Consider the following 920-nt stretch of genomic DNA (forward strand, 5'->3'; position numbering starts at 1 on the left):
CGCTGCACCGAGGTCACGATCTCGCCCATGGTGCTGCCGGCCTGGTGGACCAGCGCCGAGCCTTCGGAAACCTTGTCCACCGAGTTCTCGATCAGTTCCTTGATCTCCTTGGCGGCGCCGGCCGAGCGCTGCGCCAGGGTGCGCACTTCCGAGGCGACCACGGCGAAGCCGCGGCCCTGTTCGCCGGCCCGCGCGGCTTCCACCGCGGCGTTGAGCGCCAGGATATTGGTCTGGAAGGCAATGCCGTCGATCACGCTGATGATGTCGGCGATCTTCTTCGAGGAGGCCTCGATGTCGGCCATGGTGGTGACCACCTGGCCGACCACCTGGCCGCCCTGCGAGGCGACCCCGGCCGCGCCCTGGGCGAGCTGGTTGGCCTGGCGCGCGTGCTCGGCGTTCTGGCGCACGGTGGAGGTCAGTTCCTCCATCGAGGCGGCGGTCTCCTCCAGGTTGGCGGCCTGCTGTTCGGTGCGCCGGGAGAGGTCGTTGTTGCCGGTGGCGATCTCCGAGGCGGCCAGGTTGATGCTGGCCGCGGCCTGCTGGATGCGGCCGACGATCGAGGTCAGCTGCGCCACGGTTGCGTTGGCGTCGTCGCGCATCCGCGCGAACACGCCCTGGAACTCACCGTGCATGCGCGCGGTCAGGTCACCGCGGGCGATGGCCTGCAGCAGGCTGGAGGTCTGCGCCAGGCTGTGGTCGGTGGCCTCCATCATCGCGTTGAGGTTGTGCACCATCTGCCGGAAATCATGCTCGAAGCGCTGCTCGTCGCCGCGCTGGCTGAAATCGCCGGCGGCCGCGGCGCCGCTGAGGCGGCGGATCTCGCTACTGATGGCGGTGAGGTTGCGCTTGATGGTGGCCATGGTCTCGGTGATCTCGGCCTTCTCGCCGGGCAGCGCCGGCATGTCGCGGGTCAGGTCGCC

1 protein-coding gene is annotated in these 920 nt (G+C 69.5%); it reads right to left on the bottom strand.

What is annotated here, in order from left to right:
• Positions 1-920: methyl-accepting chemotaxis protein (locus MKP15_RS16945; protein ID WP_240213503.1), on the bottom strand; the 920-nt coding region annotated here is incomplete at both ends.

It is taken from the genome of Stenotrophomonas sp. Y6, assembly GCF_022436665.1.
GTDB lineage: Bacteria > Pseudomonadota > Gammaproteobacteria > Xanthomonadales > Xanthomonadaceae > Stenotrophomonas > Stenotrophomonas acidaminiphila_A.